Source organism: Arthrobacter antibioticus (assembly GCF_030063205.1).
Taxonomy (GTDB): Bacteria; Actinomycetota; Actinomycetes; order Actinomycetales; family Micrococcaceae; genus Specibacter.
In genome coordinates, this window is record NZ_JASISQ010000005.1 from 177,910 (window position 1) to 192,728 (window position 14,819).

Genomic DNA, 14,819 nt, shown 5'->3' on the forward strand with positions numbered 1-14,819 from the left:
CTCATATTATGGACATTTAGGGCCTATGTTACTTGCAAGTTTGCTTTGTTACGTAGGACACTGGCAGGTGTGAACACCCATTCAGAGACTTGTGCAGCCGCTGCAACGCTCCGCCTTGGAGCGACAGGACGGTTTCTGTGTGGTTGTCGAATGCAGGCTTAACCCACCACCCTGGACGCCGCGCAATCTAGACAGCAACGTAGAGACAGCAATGTAGATACAGCAAAAAGTGGCAGTTACCAGTCTTGGCTCATGAGCCCGCCCTCAGGACAGGGCAGCGAAGGTTCTGGATCCTCAGAACCAATGGAAGCATTCGCGCCGTTGAGTACGGCCCTACACATAGGTAGTTCAATGTCAGTAGCATCCGGATACGTCCACATCTCCGTACGAAATGCCGCTAAAGCGGTAGCCCGCAATTCCGGACCCGCCACAACGGCCCGTCCCACGAATCTAGAACATCCCGGTTATGCGAACAGCTACCGGTCCGAGACCAGCGCGTCACCGGCGCGTCTCCACGCTGTTCCCGGGATGGACAGCAACCCCATGACTGCGCCCACCGCCGTCATTGCAGGGGCAAGTGCGGATAAACTCCGCGGAGTCAGCCCGGATAATGTAGCCCGCGGATTCGTTCTTTACGTGGGAGTTGACGAGGATACGGCAGCAGCAGCCGGAACGTCCTTGGCCAAGCTTGCCCAAGACATCCGCGCATACGCCCAAAGCATTGTCCCACAAGCCCAGAGCTACGCAGCGGTGGCCATTGCGCCGTCGGATGCTGTTGGAACCGCACTGGATGTTGTGCGTTCAACATTCGGGGACCCCACTGTGGCCTCCCGCCAACGCCAAGAAGCAATCAGGATTCCCGCCGCCGAACAACGGCCCACCGGAGTGCTGATTGACCTGGCTCGCCGTGAAGTCCACCTTGACGGCGAGACACTGAATTTGACGTTCAAAGAATTTGAATTGCTCAACTATTTGGTTGAAAACGGGACCCGTACAGTAGGCCGCGACGAGCTCCTCGGCGGTCTGTGGAGCAACGCCGACGAGGTCCCCAACGAGCGCACCATTGACGTTCACATCCGCCGACTGCGTTCCAAATTGGGACGGCTGGCAAACACGGTCCGCACGGTCCGAGGCGAAGGCTACCGCTTCTACGAGCACCCCGAAGTGGTTGTCTGGGCCGCCCCGGAATACTCGATCTAGCGTACCGGCGCTCTCTTGCGCCGCGGGATTTTGGAGATACGACGGCGGTTCCCCAGACTAGGGCCGTCGTCGTACTTCCTTAAGAGTCACTAAACTGTGGGGATGAGCGAACACCACATTAAACGGCTGATCCTGATGCGCCATGCGAAGGCGGCATTCCCGCTCGGTGTGGAGGATCATGACAGGCCACTGGCACAGCGTGGCCACACTGAAGCACCATTGGCGGGTAAATGGCTCGTTGACCATGAGGTGGAACCGGATTTTATCCTGTGTTCCTCGGCTCTGCGCACTAGACAGACCTGCACGTGGGTATGCCAGCAACTAGGCGATAAGGCCCCAACGCCTAAGTTGGAGAGCGGACTTTACGCTGCCGGAGCCACGCAGATGCTCTCTGTTATCAACCACGTCCCGGAAACCGTGAAGACTCTCATGGTGATCAGCCACATGCCAGGTATCCAATCGCTGGCCCTGCGGTTGGCTTCGCGTGAATCAGACCAGGACGCGTACATGGACCTGGCCTCCGGGTTTCCCACCAGCGCTTTCGCCGTTTTTGAACAGGCGGGGGACTGGGCCACCCTAGATGGGCAGGACGCTCTGCTGAAAAACTTTGTGGTGCCCCGGTAGATCTGGATTGCCCGGGCTGGATCAGGCCTCGATTTCTGGCATGAGAGTCTTCAAGGTCCATGTCTTCTTTTTATGTACTGCTGCCCAAGCAAAGAAGAACCCGAGCGCCATGTAGCCCAGCAGCCCCAGAGTTATTGGCACAAGAGGGGCCAGCTCCGCACCGTAAATCAGATGCCGCATCCCCTCCACCACGTGACCCATGGGCAGAATCTGATGCATGATGTGCAGTGGCTCGGGGGTGGTCTGCCACGGGAAAGTACCCCCGGATGAGACCAGCTGGAGCACCAACAGGATCAGCACAACAAATTTACCTGGGGTGCCCAACAACGCCACAATGCCCTGAATCAGCGCTGTAAATGCCAGTGACGCCAACAGTAACAACCCCAATGTCAGCCAAGGATGACTGGGCGCCAGGCCCAAACCAAAGTACACCACGGCATAAAGCAGCAGCGCCTGCACCGTGGCGACAGTGGCAAACGGTAACCAGCCGCCCACGGCAATCTTCCACGATGGGGCGTTGGATGCCAACGCCCGCACCGTTAGCGGCCGCATGACCTGCACCAACATGAACGCCCCAATCCACAAGGCCAGAACCAGGAAGAACGGGGCAAGCCCGGCTCCGTAGTTGGCCGCTTGGGCTTGGGAAACCGAGTTAACCCGGATGGGATCGGTAATAACCCCTGCCGCATTTTCCTTCTCCTTGTCATTGGGATCCGGCACCGAACCGGCCCCGTTTCGCAATTGGGTGGATAACTCCGATGCCCCTGCCGCCAGTTTGCTGGAACCGGCGGCCAGGTCCTCTGCACCTGTGTCAAGCTTTTTTGCCCCTGCAGCCAGTTGCGCGGCGCCGTCCTGGGCCGAGAGCTGTCCTTGAGCCAAAGTGGTTGCACCACTGGAAAGCTTCCCCGCGCCGCCATGGGCCTGACCAATGGCGGCGGACAGGGCAGGTGTGGCCCCGGCCAACTTCGCTGCCCCGTCGGCAACAGCCGAAGAACCGTCAGCCAATTTTTGGATGTCGGCGGCATCGGTCGTGAGTTGCTTTTTCAGATCCGTGACCGAGGTGCTCGTGGCGGAGGATTCCAGGGCAGTACGGAGCTTCGCTGCCTGTTCCTTGGTGAGCACACCGTCGGCGACTGCCTGAGCGAGCTTGTCATTGATGGCCGCGGTGGCGGCGTCATCGAGCTTTTCCGCTGTTCCGATGGCACTTTGCACTTTAGTGTTTAATGCTGTGTTCCCCTCGGAAACGGCCGCTGCGCCGGCGGATAGCTTCTGTGTATCTGCCGGCAGGTTTGAGGTTTTAGTTTCTAGTTCCCCAAGCCCTTTATCCAGGGCTGCGGCCCCGGTCTGAAGTTCCGTAGTGCCAGCCACCAGCTTTTTCTGCCCGGCTACTAAGCCGTTGGCGCCGGCGAGTAGCTCTGCGGTGCCAGTTTTAAGCGTGGCCACTGCCTTGTCCAACGTGGCGGCGCCCTCGGCCAGCTGTTGGGCGCCATCTGCAGCCTTTACCAGCTGAGAATGGATGGTGCCATAACCGGTCAGCAATGAATTGGCGGTCTGTTCGCCCACCTGCTGCGCAACTGAGGCATGAACCTGCGTGGCTACCTTGTCCACGATGGATGTCAGCAGGTAATTATTGGCATCATTGGTGGTCACACTCATGATGGCCTGAGTGGCCGAATCAAAGTTCTCCGGAGACACGAGGTTGGCTGAAAAGTCCTGTGGAATTGTCAAAGCAAACGCAAACTCCCCACTCTTCACCCCGTCATTGGCTTCCTGTGGGCTAGAAACAAGCTGCCAGTTGAATTTATGACCCTCAACTAAGTTCTTCGCCACGTCTTGGCCAACATGGAGTTCCTTGCCATCCTTGCTGACGGCTCCCTCATCCTGAACCACGACGGCGGCCTTGAGTTGGTCGAGGTTGCCGTACGGGTCCCAATTCGCATAGAGATACACGGCACCGTAGAGAAGCGGAACCATCACCATTGCCACAATGGTGAGCTTTGGCAGGATTCCACCGGTCATGCGCTTGAGTTCGGATAGTGCCAATCGGAAGACTGTCATTTTTCCCCATCCTCTTCCTTGAATTCTTCTCCAACGGGTGCTGTTTGTAACTGTGCTGGTGCTGGGCTCGCTTCCGCTACGGGGCTGTCCTCCACCGCGGGGCTGTCCTCCACCGCTGTGTTGTTCTCCGCTATGGGGTTGTCCTCGGGCGGGGGTGGAGGGGCCAGGGCATTTCCGGCAACTTCCGTGGCCCCGCACCATTCCGCCGGGATGCGGCTCACTACGGCCACTACAATCAATGGGCGAGGATTATCGCCTTCATCATTGACTGTGTGGGGGCCCAGCGATCCCGCAGCCAGCCGTTCCAAGAGGGGCAACCAATTTTCGGCTTCCGCTGTGTGGCGGTCAGGGGAGTCCACCACCATCAGGTCCACCTCACGATTGGCCAACGCCAATTCAAGTTGCAGGTGCAGCAAACGGACCGAGTGAACTTCTTCAACCCACATTTTTGAAATATCCCGGAAGCCGTTTTTCACCAGCCACTCTGTTGGACGGGTTCGGTCACGGAATTTCAGCGGCACTAGCGCCAAATCCTCGGCTGCCAGGGACCGGACGGTGAGGTGATGTTCGGGTGCGTTGATATCTGGTGCGTCCACGATGGCGCTGCGACGGCGCAGAGCGGCCAAGGAACCGTCGTGGCCCAGAACCACAGATCCGGTGGTGGGCTTCATCCGCCCCGTTAACGCCAGAGCCAGTGCTGTGCGCCTCTCCGGCCCGTCAGCCTGGACCAGCAAGACCTCACCCCGATGTGCTTCCAAGGTTGTGGCCGGAAGTAGTACGTGCCTTCTGCCGTTGATGTGTAACTTCTTGGTAGTGAGCATGCGAAAGTTCCTTTGGCAGCGAGGTGAGAGTGACAAAAATATCAGCACCAAACCGTCCGCGCAAAGTACGGATCTGTTCTCCCTTACTCTGCCATGGGATCAACCACAGCGGCACCTCAAGGGAGCGAGCAAAGGCCCCCTCCGCCGTCGAACAGGACGTCAGAAGGGGCCTAGGAAGTGAGAGTCTAGTGTTCCAACGCCGCCTTGAACCAGCTGGTGATGGTTGTGGGGTGCGTGATGGCAGTACCAACAACCACCGCGAATGCGCCAGCATCCATAGCTGCGCGGGCTTGGGCGGGCGAGTGGATGCGGCCCTCAGCGATCAGGGGCCTGCCCAGCTGTGCGGCGGCAATAGCAGCGATGAGTTCGAGGTCCGGGCCATCCGTCTTGGCACGTTCGCCGGAATAACCCGCCAATGTGGTGCCGATCAGGTCAGCTCCGGACTCGACAGCCGCAACAACGTCATCAAAAGAACCACAATCGGCCATGACCAGGGCGTTGGAATCGGCGTGGATCCCGGCGATAGTCTCTGCCAAGGTGAGCCCATCCGGACGCGGACGGCGGGTGCCATCAATGGCAACGATGTGGGCCCCTGCATTGGCACAGGCCAGGGCGTGGCGCAGCGTTGGGGTGATAAAAACGCCCTCATGGCCGTCCTTCCACAACCCAATGATGGGAACCTCAACGGCTGCGCGGGCAAACTGGATGTCCGCAATACCCTGGACCCGGATAGCGGCCGCTCCGCCGGTAACCGCCGACGCCGCCACCTGGGCCATGGTGCGTGGGTCACGCATGGGTTCGCCGGGGTAGGCCTGTGCAGAAACAACAAGCTGCCCGGCGAGCCCAGAAAGATCGGTTAATTTAAGCGTCACTGTGACTCCTGTGAATGGATGGAACTATCTAACGGGTGAGAACAAGAGAAGCTGCGCCGATAATTGCCCCTGCAGTGCCCAGGGATGCTTTGCGCACCGAAACGTGAGCCAGGGGAGCGAGTAATTCCGCACGCAGGGCGCACTCCATGCCCTGCCACCAAAGATCGCCCGCATCGGCTAGACCACCAGAGATCACCACGGTGGCAGGGTCAAGGATGTTAATCAAACCACCAACCGCTTGACCGGCGGCAGTGGCGGCCACGGCGATGACCTGCAAGGCAAGTTCGTCACCGGCCCGGGCGCAGACAAACACCGCTTTTGTGTCTTTCAGTTCCGTGCTGCCACCTGCACGCAGGTAAGCGCTGTGGATGGCAGGCCCGGAAGCGATCGCCTCCACATGGCCACGATGGCCGCAGGAACATGGCAGCTCGATGCCGTTATGGACGGCCAGCGGCGAGGCAAAGTGGCCCATGTGACCGCCAACAAAATGATGACCCAGCAAAGGCTGTCCATTCACCACAAAGCTGCCGCCCACACCCGTGCCAAACGCCACTATTAAAGCTGTGGGTTCCCCAGATCCGGCGCCATACAGAGCCTCGCCCAGTGCGTGGGCGTGGACATCATTGACAACGGCGCAAGGCAGTCCCAACCGTTCGGTCAGACCGGCAGTGATGGCAGTACCTGCCCAGCCTGCAATGGCATCGGTGGCTGAAATGACGGTGCCTTTGGTGGCGTTGATGACGCCGGCTGAGCCAACACCCACAGCATCGATGCTGATTCCGGCGGCGGTGGCCCGGACTACAAGGGAACGGACCAACAGTGCGGTGGAATCAAGAATGGCTGTGCCGCCCTGGCGATTGAGAGTGGGGATCTGATCGGTGAATAGCACCGAGCCGTCCTCGCCAACCACCCCGGCTGCCGTTTTGGTCCCGCCCAGGTCAACGCCAATTACGTACCGCATGCATATTCCTTCAAATTTTAGCCAAAAACGAACGCTCCCCAACCTGGTTGGGCCCACGCTCGCGAGGGGCTCACACCCGCGAGGGGCTCACACCCGAGGTACGAGGTTGGGGAGCGGGTGGGGACTAGATCAAGCCGGTGCGCTCAAGGATAACCTTGATCGCGGCCGTCTCGTCCTCGTCCAGGGAGAGCATGGGGGCGCTCATGACGTTGGTTTTGATAACACCCATCAGCATCAGCGCAGTCTTGAATGCGCCCAAACCTGCAGCGTTTCCGGAAACGCGGCCAGCCTTTGGAGTGTAGACAATGTTGAAGATATCCGCGATGCTGTCCTGCTGCGCAGCAACACCGGCCCAGTCGCCAGCAACGCTGAGATCGTACAGGCGGCGGTAAGCGGCGGGTGCCACGTTACCCAAGCCCGGCACAATGCCCTGTGCCCCACCCAGCAGCGCACCATCAACAACAACTTCGTGGCCGGTGAAGATGTCAAAGTTGGGGATGTCGCGGGCAGCGATGAGCAGCTGGCGGAAGGAAACATCGTCACCTGAGGAGTCCTTGACACCAGCAATGACACCTTCGCGTCCCAGCTCAACGAGGAGGTCAGTGGGCATCTTGAAGTGTGTGCGCACAGGGACGTCGTAGGCGAAAACGGGGACGTCAACACTGGCGGCGATCGCACGGAAGTGGCGGCCGTTCTCTTCAGCATTGCTGATGGCGTAGTACTGGCTGGTTGCCACGAGGCCATCGGCACCCAAAGAAACCATACGAGCGCTTTCTTCAATGACACGGTTGGTTGTCTGCTCCACGGCGCCCACCAACAGCGGTACTTGACCGGCGTTAACGCCGGCAATAGTGGTCAAAACAGTATCGCGTTCGGTGTTGGTCATGTGGGTGACCTCCCCGGAAGAACCGTTGACAAACAGACCGGATACGCCGCCGTCGAGCAGGTGACGGGTGAGGTTCTCTAGCGAGGGGACGTCAATGGCGCCATCAGCTGTGCGGGGGGTGCAGACGGGCGGGATGACACCCTGGAAACGGGTTGCGACGGTAGTCACGTGAATTGCTCCAAAATTGTATTGATTATAGGGAAAATTAGATGTGCAGAAGTGACGGCGCAGCGCCGAGAAGCTTCTTCGTGTAATCGTTGGTGGGATGATCGAAAATCTGCTCAGCTGCGCCTTGCTCCACGATCTTGCCGAAGTACATGACGCAGATACGGTCTGAGACGTAGCGGACCGTCTGGATGTCATGGCTAATGAAAACCATGCCCAGGTTCAGTTCCTTCTTCAGATCCGAGAGCAGATTCAATACCTGGGCGCGGACGGAAACATCCAGCGCAGAAGTGGGTTCATCGGCCACGATGATGTCCGGACCCAGTGCCAGTGCGCGAGCGATCGCTACGCGCTGGCGCTGGCCGCCGGAAACCTGCGACGGCGTGACCTCGGCTGCCGATTGCGGCAAGCCCACCAGCGATAACAGCTCACGGATTTTGGCCAGGCGCGATGCACCATTGCCAATACCGTGAACAGCCAGCGGATCAAGAAGAATATCCTGGATGGTCATGCGTGGGTTCAGTGCTGTGGATGGGTCTTGGAAGACCACGGACACGGAACGACCAAAATCCTTGCGCATGGCTGCATTGCGTTTAATGGCAGGCTTTCCGCGGAACAACACCTGCCCGGATGTGGGAGGCTGCAAGCCAACCAGCACCGATGCAAGAGTTGACTTCCCGCAACCGGACTCGCCCACAATACCCACAGTTTCACCACGGCTGATGCTGAAGTCCACACCATCAACGGCCCTGACATAGCTAGGGTGGAACAGCCCGCCGGAACGGGTCCGGTGGTGGACGTGCAAGTCCTTGAGCTCAATCACTGGAGCGTGTGCCCCGATGGCTTCCCCTGTTGTGTGCTTGCTCATGAGGCACCTTCCGTTTCTGCCCCGGCGGAAACGCTCCGGGCATCTTCGTGCTTGTGGCTGGCCCAAAAATGGTCAGTTGTCACACCGTCACGGGTGATGGGAACAAAAGCCAACTTCTGGGACGGATCAGCGTCTGGGCGCTGGGAACGGCCGGCAAACCGGTCCCCGGTAGCGAACTCACGAGGTGAGGGAACTGTGCCGGGGATCTGGTGCAGGCGGACGGCGTCGGACTCGATGGAGAGTACCGCGCCCAGGAGGCCACGAGTGTATTCGTGGGTGGGATGTGCCAGCAGTTCAGAAGCCTGCGCGGATTCCACCACCTGGCCGGCGTACATGACGGTGATCTTGTGTGCCAAGGAGGCCACCAAGGCCAGATCGTGGCTGACAAAGACCATGGCGAAACCAAGCTGTTCGCGCAGTTCGTTGAGCAGATCAACAACCTGTTTTTGCACTGTGACGTCCAAGGCTGTGGTGGGCTCATCGGCAACCACAATCTTCGGTGAGCGGGACAAAGCCATCGCGATCAATACGCGCTGACGCTGGCCGCCGGAAAGTTCGTGCGGGTAGCTCCTGAGCGTACGTACCGGATCCAGCTTGACCATTTCAAGCAACTCCGCAGGAGTCTTGCGACCGTTGCGGCGGGTGAGCTGTAACATCTGGTCCTTGATCAGCATCGACGGGTTCAGGGAGCTCAGCGCATCCTGGTAAACCATGGCGATTTGTTCGCCACGCAGACCTTCATAGGCTTTGTTGGAGGCCGCCTTGGTGACTGGATCCAGAAGTTCCAAACCATCGAATGTGATGGAACCGGTAACCTCGGCAGTCTTGGGCAACAAGCCCATGACGGCCAGGGAGGTGATGGACTTGCCACACCCCGATTCACCGACCAAGCCCATCGTTTCTCCTTCACGGACAGTGAACGAGACGTTCTCCACAATGGCGGTAGCGTCATAGCGGCCGGGGAAGCGGATGGAGAGGTTCTTCACTTCCAGGATCACGCGTGCTTCCGGGCCTACCTGCGGGAGGCGATCCGAGCGTGAAATCTCCACGGCTTGGAGTTGGCGCAGCTCCTTATCCAGCGCAGCAAACGGGTCCTCGATCGCAGCACGGGCTGTGGCATCGGCCTTAGCCAAGGCAACAGCGGCGGCTGCCGAACCGTCGTCGTCCTTCACCGGAGCAGCCTTCTTGATACGCGGGTTGACCATGGCATCAGTGAGGCCTTCGGCCAGAATATTCAAGGCCAGCACCGTCAGCAGGATCACCAGGCCGGCAAAGGTGGTTGCCCACCATCCGCCCGAAAGCACTAGGTTACGCCCGTAGGAGATGACGTTGCCCCAGGAGGGATCGGGGTCCTGAATACCGGCGCCCAAGAAGGACAGGGAGGCTTCCAAAATGATCGCGTCAGCCACCATGACTGTAGCGAAGACCAGCACGGGAGCCGCCGTGTTGCGCACAATGTGCTTGAGCATGATGTGTGTGCGACCGGCACCAATGACACGCTCTGCACGCACGTAATCCTCGCCATACTGCGCAAGGACGTTGGCGCGGACCACACGGGCAATCTGCGGGGTGTAAATGATGGCGATGGCAATGATAATTGTTGGTACCGAGTTGCCAAAAGCTGTCAGTAGTACGGCCGCCAGTGCGATTCCTGGGAAGGCCATCAGCACGTCCATGACGCGCATGATGATCTCATTGACGGTTTTAGAGGAAGTGGCCGCCAAGGAACCAAGGGTTGCACCAACAATGATGGCCAGGGCAACTGCGCCCAGACCGATCATCAAGGAGGCTTGGGCGCCGAACATCAGGCGGGAGAAAACGTCCCGGCCAATGCGGTCGGTGCCGAACCAGTGGATGCCGCTGGGAGCCTGAGCGGGATCGCCTGTTTCCAGCGGATCATGGGGGGCGATCCAAGGGGCAAGAATGGCCACAATAACAATGAAGATTAAGAAAAGCAGGGCCAGTTTGGAGCCCAGCGTCAGGGCCTTGAAACGCAGGCCAGGGGCGCTGAGCCGTTCCGCAAGTTTGCTACGCATGGCTTAGACCGTCCTGATTCTGGGGTTGATGAGCAGGTAGAGAAGATCCACCATGATGTTCACAAGGACGAACGTCACAGCGATCACAAGGACCACGCCTTGGACCAGGTTGGTGTCCACACTGGTGATGCCGTTGAGGATCTGCTGCCCCATGCCGGGCAGGGAGAAGATCATTTCAATGACGACGGCGCCGCCGAGCAGGTAGCCGATGCGCAGACCCAGCACGGTCACCGGGGTGACAAGTGCGTTGCGCAGCACATTTTTGGAAACGACTGTTGTGTAAGGGACGCCGTTGCCGATGGCGGTGCGCACGTAATCACGGTCCAGTTCCTCCACCATGGAGGTGCGGACCACACGGATCAGGGATGCTGAAACGGGGATAGCCAATGCCAATGCCGGCAGTGACATGGATTTCAGCCAGCCCATGAAACCTTCGGAAGGGTCAGCCAATCCACCGGAGGGGAACCAGGCGTTGCTGCCAAGAGCAAACCACTGGATGAGCAGGATACCCAACCAAAAAGAGGGAGTGGCGATGGCGGCCACTGAGAAAACGCGGATGATCTGGTCAACCCAGGTGTCGCGGTACAGTGCGGCCAGAACGCCAAAGACCAAGGAAATGACGATTGCAATCAAAACACCGAGGAAGGTTAGCTGCAATGTCACGGGGAATGCGCTGGCAATAACCTCAGTGATGGGCTTCGCCGGGGGGAGGGTGCTGCCAAAGTCGCCCGTGATGAGCTTGCCCAGGTAGCGAAAGTATTGAATGAAGAGGGGTTCGTTGTATCCGTTGACCTCGCGGTACTGCGCCAGGGCCTCTTGTGAGGCGCCTTCGCCCAAGGCTGCAACGGCACGGTCACCGGGAGCGAACTGCAGCACTACGAAGACGAGCAGGGTGACACCCAGAATCATCAACGGAAGTGCTGCGAGCCGGCGTCCCAGCAGTCGCAAAAAGTTTGCCAATGTACTTACTCCGGTTCTATTTGCGGCACCTCAGGGATGGATACTGTGCGCTGCATCATAGGAAAGATGGGTTCAAACCGGAGGGGCCGTGGCCTAAGAGAGGCCACAGCCCCTCCGGTCTGTGCTAAAACTGTGAAGCTATGAGGTGCGGCCTACTCCAACGAAGGAGATACCGGTGGTGGGCAGCGGCTTGAAGTCGCTGAGCTTCTTGGCATCCCAAGCTGTGGGCAGCTTGCGGTGGAAGATCGGGTACAACGGAGCTTCTTCGGCAATGATGTCAACAATTTCCGCGTACAAGGCCTTGGCGTCTGCCTCGGAAGCAGCAAGTGCTGAAGCCAGTTTGGTCTGGACTTCCTTGTAGGCGGCTGAGTCGTTCCATGCGAAACGGTTCTTGGCCCACGTGTCGCCACGGAACCACCAGCTGAGCAAGATGTCAGCGTCGTTGCCGAACACGGAGGGATCGCCGGGGGCGGCAACGACGTCGTACTTCAAGCCGCCAACCTTATCCGGTGCGTAAACGGCGGCAGAAGCCAAAGGCTCCAGCGTGGTTTCAACGCCTACGGCATCCCAGTTCTTCTTGATGAGCGGAATAACATCCTTGACCCAGGCGGTGTCCGTGCTTGTCAGTGTCAGCTTCAAATCACTGACACCGGCGGCGGAGAGCAGCGACTTGGCCTTCTCGGCGTCGTAACCGTAAACGGTGGAAGCCTTCTGGTAATCGGGGTGGCCTTCCTGGAAGAAGGACGTTGCAGTGGAGGCGTTACCCAGCAGGGCGGTCTTGATAATTGCTTCTTTATCCAGGGCGTAGTGCAGAGCCTGGCGGACTTCCTTCTTATCAAAGGGAGCCTTGGTCAGGTTGAACATGAGGAACATCAAACCGAAGGACTGAACGGACTCCACATCGACCTTGGCCTTGAGTGCATCAACATCCAAGTAAGGAACATCTTCTATGGCCTGAACGCGGCCGGACTGCATGGCCGTCACGCGGGCGGAAGCATCTGCCAAAAGGAACCAGGTCATGTCCTTAGCCAGAGCAGGCATGGTGCCGTTGTAGTCATCGTTGCGGGCGAAGACAATCTTGTCGTCCTTGGCGGCAGAGACGAACTTATAGGGACCGGTGCCGACAGGCTTGGCGTCGAAAGCCTTCTGGTCTGCCGAGGCCAGTGCCTTGGGTACTACCTTCACCACTGAGATGCGTGGGCCAAAGCCGTTGAACGCGGTGTTCAGCTTGAACTCAACGGTCTTCTCATCCAGGGCCTTGACCGAGTCAATGAAGAAAATGAACTGTGCGAACAGTGCCTTGTTTGCCGGATCCAGCACTCGCTCGAAGGAGTACGCAACGTCCTCGGTGGTAACGGGGGAGCCGTCATGGAACTTGGCGCCATCGCGGATGGTGACCTGGTAGGTCAAGTCGTCAACCTTTTTGGGGTCTTCGGCGGCAAGTGCGTTATACGGTTCACGTGTTGCGGGGTGGAGTTCAACCAGGCCTTCGAAGATGTGCAGGTTGGCGGCCAGCGGCGTGGCACCTGATGAACTCATCGGATCGAAGCCGGTGGACAGCGAGTAGGAGATGCCAGCTTCAATGCTGAGGTCTTTGTTCACTGTGCCGGTGTTGGCGGCGTCTTTGCTGGTCTCGGCGGAGGATCCGCAGGCTGCAAGGGTGGCGGTGAAGGCGGTTGCTGCCCCAAGGACGCCAGCGGCCTTGAGGAAGGTACGCCGCGATGCGGGGCTAGCAGGCAGGTGCTGAAGAGTATTGCTCATTCTGTTGACTCACCATTTCATTTATTAGTTATCGGATGTAGGACGTCCGATGCTGTTATGCAAAACAGTAATGGCCATCACAGTGTTTGGTCAAGTAAAAGGTGAGTCTCATTTTGGCCAGGGGTGGGCAAGTGGTCGGACATCCGATATTCTATGTCTTAGTTAACGCGGTACCGATTTTCATGGTACGGCTAGTAGGTCAAAGGTAGGGCCACCCTTTGCTGGTTTTTCACAATGCGAGAATTGACCTAGTATCACCATTGAAGTGCCAAATGTGCGATTTATGCTAGATACATTTTCTGAGGAGTTTCGTTGTCCCTTTCGACGGTAGTACCCAGGGCTCGCTTTAGCGCCCAGGTGCGGCTTCGCGCATTGCAGGCAGACATCATGGAGCTCATTCTTGACCGGGATCTGGACTCCGGTGATGCGATGCCCACCGAGAGTGAATTGTGTGAGGTGCTTGGCGTTGGCCGCAACACCCTCCGCGAGTCATTGAAGGTACTCCAGGCACTTGGCGTTATTGAAATCCGTCATGGATTTGGCATGTTCGTTGCTCCTAGCAACTTTGATGCGTTGGCTGACGGGTTGACCTTTCGCGGCCGCCTTTCGCTGCGCCACGAAGGCCTTGAGGCACTGCAGCTTGTGGACATCCGTCAAGCTTTGGAGTCGGGTCTCATTGGCGCCAGCATCGCCGTTGTCACGGCTGAGCAGCTTGTCAGTATTGAGGCTGAAGTGGTGAAGATTGAGGACTTGGCAAAGCGTGGCGAGCAGTTTGCCGAAAGTGACGCTGAATTTCACCGTCTGCTGTTTGAGCCGCTGGGCAATGATCTTCTCATGAACCTCATGAGTGTATTTTGGAAGGTTTATCGCAAGATTCACGTAGAGATTGGCACCGGCGGCGCTGACTTAATTGACACCGCCGCTGCGCACCGCTCCATCTACAATGCGGTTGCTACCGGGGATGCGGCGACCGCCTCCCGGCTCCTAAGCTGCCATTTTGATGGCATCCGCGCCAAGATCAGACTCTTCGTCGAAACCGAGTAAGAGACCAAGGTGCCCGCCGTGCAGTTGCTGTGGGCCGCTTTAAGGCTGGCCTTTTACCGCTTAGGTGCAGTTTTTAGGTGCGACTTTTAGGTGCGAAGCTGTAAGAGGGGCTCCCAGCCCAGGGTTGCCGTGCGCGGGACTTTGGCGTTAGCGGGTTAGCGGCCAGGATGTATTTGGACAACAAAAAAGTCCCAAACTAAAAGTTTGGGACTTTTTTTCTATATTTTCTCACAAAGTGCGCGCGAAGGGACTCGAACCCCCAACCTCCTGATCCGTAGTCAGGTGCTCTATCCATTGAGCTACGCACGCATATTCTGTTTCTTTTCTTGACCCTTGGGCCGTGAATAACTCTAACCTGTCTTGGCCTCCGTATACAAATCGGAAGGGCGGTGTCCTCCAGCACTAGACCGGTCTACGTGATCCGGATCACAAACTTGGGCTCTTTTGGATGGCAAAAAGACCGAGAATACGCGGATACTGCGGTGTGGAGCTGACGTAGGTCCCACATCCTATGCCAGCAAACTTTCAAACTCCGGCCATAGCATTTAGACATCACCTACCCC

The 14,819-nt window shown here is 58.3% G+C and carries 12 protein-coding genes and 1 tRNA gene; 3 read left to right on the forward strand and 10 right to left on the reverse strand.

Annotated elements, in window-relative coordinates:
- Nucleotides 1–351: 351 nt before the first annotated feature.
- Together QMG40_RS12405 and QMG40_RS12410 are read left to right on the forward strand one after the other, a co-directional pair.
- The gene (locus tag QMG40_RS12405; RefSeq protein WP_283531446.1) at nt 352–1,200 is read left to right on the forward strand and encodes a winged helix-turn-helix domain-containing protein; all 849 of its coding nucleotides are present in this window, start codon (nt 352–354) and stop codon (nt 1,198–1,200) included.
- 102 nt (nt 1,201–1,302) lie between these two features.
- Nucleotides 1,303–1,824 carry a SixA phosphatase family protein gene (locus tag QMG40_RS12410; protein WP_283531365.1) on the forward strand — a complete coding sequence of 174 codons (522 nt, stop codon included), beginning with the start codon at nt 1,303–1,305 and terminating at the stop codon, nt 1,822–1,824.
- A gap of 21 nt (nt 1,825–1,845) precedes the next feature.
- On the opposite strand, the gene QMG40_RS12415 is transcribed toward QMG40_RS12410, so the two are convergent.
- The 9 genes from QMG40_RS12415 to QMG40_RS12455 form a co-directional block, all read right to left on the reverse strand.
- Nucleotides 1,846–3,882: a YhgE/Pip family protein gene (locus tag QMG40_RS12415; RefSeq protein ID WP_283531366.1), complete on the reverse strand. Its 2,037-nt coding sequence runs from the start codon at nt 3,880–3,882 to the stop codon at nt 1,846–1,848.
- Nucleotides 3,879–4,703, reverse strand: coding sequence for an ABC transporter ATP-binding protein (locus QMG40_RS12420; protein WP_283531367.1), 825 nt, complete (start codon nt 4,701–4,703; stop codon nt 3,879–3,881). Before QMG40_RS12420 ends, QMG40_RS12415 begins: the two co-directional genes overlap by 4 nt.
- 185 nt (nt 4,704–4,888) lie before the next feature.
- Complete coding sequence (locus QMG40_RS12425) at nt 4,889–5,575, reverse strand: N-acetylmannosamine-6-phosphate 2-epimerase (RefSeq protein WP_283531368.1); 687 nt, start codon at nt 5,573–5,575, stop codon at nt 4,889–4,891.
- A gap of 28 nt (nt 5,576–5,603) precedes the next feature.
- Complete coding sequence (locus tag QMG40_RS12430; protein ID WP_283531369.1) at nt 5,604–6,536, reverse strand: ROK family protein; 933 nt, start codon at nt 6,534–6,536, stop codon at nt 5,604–5,606.
- A gap of 124 nt (nt 6,537–6,660) precedes the next feature.
- The gene (locus QMG40_RS12435) at nt 6,661–7,590 is read right to left on the reverse strand and encodes a dihydrodipicolinate synthase family protein (RefSeq protein ID WP_283531370.1); all 930 of its coding nucleotides are present in this window, start codon (nt 7,588–7,590) and stop codon (nt 6,661–6,663) included.
- Nucleotides 7,591–7,627: 37 nt separating this feature from the next.
- Nucleotides 7,628–8,455, reverse strand: a complete 828-nt coding sequence (locus QMG40_RS12440; RefSeq protein ID WP_283531371.1) for an ATP-binding cassette domain-containing protein — start codon at nt 8,453–8,455, stop codon at nt 7,628–7,630.
- The gene (locus tag QMG40_RS12445) at nt 8,452–10,491 is read right to left on the reverse strand and encodes a dipeptide/oligopeptide/nickel ABC transporter permease/ATP-binding protein (RefSeq protein ID WP_283531372.1); all 2,040 of its coding nucleotides are present in this window, start codon (nt 10,489–10,491) and stop codon (nt 8,452–8,454) included. Before QMG40_RS12445 ends, QMG40_RS12440 begins: the two co-directional genes overlap by 4 nt.
- A gap of 3 nt (nt 10,492–10,494) precedes the next feature.
- A complete protein-coding gene (locus tag QMG40_RS12450; protein WP_283531373.1) occupies nt 10,495–11,451 on the reverse strand; it encodes an ABC transporter permease in 957 nt (318 codons plus the stop codon).
- Nucleotides 11,452–11,589: 138 nt separating this feature from the next.
- Nucleotides 11,590–13,212 carry an ABC transporter substrate-binding protein gene (locus QMG40_RS12455; protein ID WP_283531374.1) on the reverse strand — a complete coding sequence of 541 codons (1,623 nt, stop codon included), beginning with the start codon at nt 13,210–13,212 and terminating at the stop codon, nt 11,590–11,592.
- A gap of 312 nt (nt 13,213–13,524) precedes the next feature.
- Here QMG40_RS12455 and QMG40_RS12460 point away from each other — a divergent pair, with 312 nt between their 5' ends.
- Nucleotides 13,525–14,256: a FadR/GntR family transcriptional regulator gene (locus QMG40_RS12460; RefSeq protein WP_283531375.1), complete on the forward strand. Its 732-nt coding sequence runs from the start codon at nt 13,525–13,527 to the stop codon at nt 14,254–14,256.
- Nucleotides 14,257–14,492: 236 nt separating this feature from the next.
- Here the strand turns inward: QMG40_RS12460 and QMG40_RS12465 are convergent.
- Nucleotides 14,493–14,565 (reverse strand) — tRNA-Arg (locus QMG40_RS12465).
- Nucleotides 14,566–14,819: the final 254 nt, after the last annotated feature.